Consider the following 407-nt stretch of genomic DNA (forward strand, 5'->3'; position numbering starts at 1 on the left):
GGGCCGTAGACGATGTAGGAGTGTCCGGTGATCCAGCCGATGTCGGCGGTGCACCAGTAGATGTCGGTGTCGGGTTTGTGGTCGAAGACGGTGTGGTGGGTGTAGCTGGTCTGGGTGAGGTAGCCGCCGGTGGTGTGGAGGATGCCTTTGGGTTTTCCGGTGGTGCCGGAGGTGTAGAGGATGAACAGGGGGTGTTCGGCGGGCAAGGGTTGGGCGGTGTGTTCCGGGGAGGCTTTGGCGACGGTGTCGTGCCACCAGTGGTCGCGGCCCTCGAGCAGGTCGACGGGGTTGCCGGTGCGTTTGACGATCAGGACGTGTTCGACGGTGGTTTGCGGGGTCGGGACCTCGGGGTTGTCGGGGTGGTAGGCGAGTGCGTGGTCGACGGCGGGTTTGAGCGGGGTGGGGGC

The 407-nt window shown here is 65.8% G+C and carries 1 protein-coding gene; it reads right to left on the reverse strand.

Going from position 1 to position 407, the window contains the following annotated elements:
- A partial coding sequence (locus ON30_RS01520) for an AMP-binding protein (protein ID WP_040703579.1) occupies positions 1-407 on the reverse strand: 407 nt, incomplete at both ends.

The organism is Nocardia takedensis NBRC 100417 (assembly GCF_000308695.1).
GTDB lineage: Bacteria > Actinomycetota > Actinomycetes > Mycobacteriales > Mycobacteriaceae > Nocardia > Nocardia takedensis.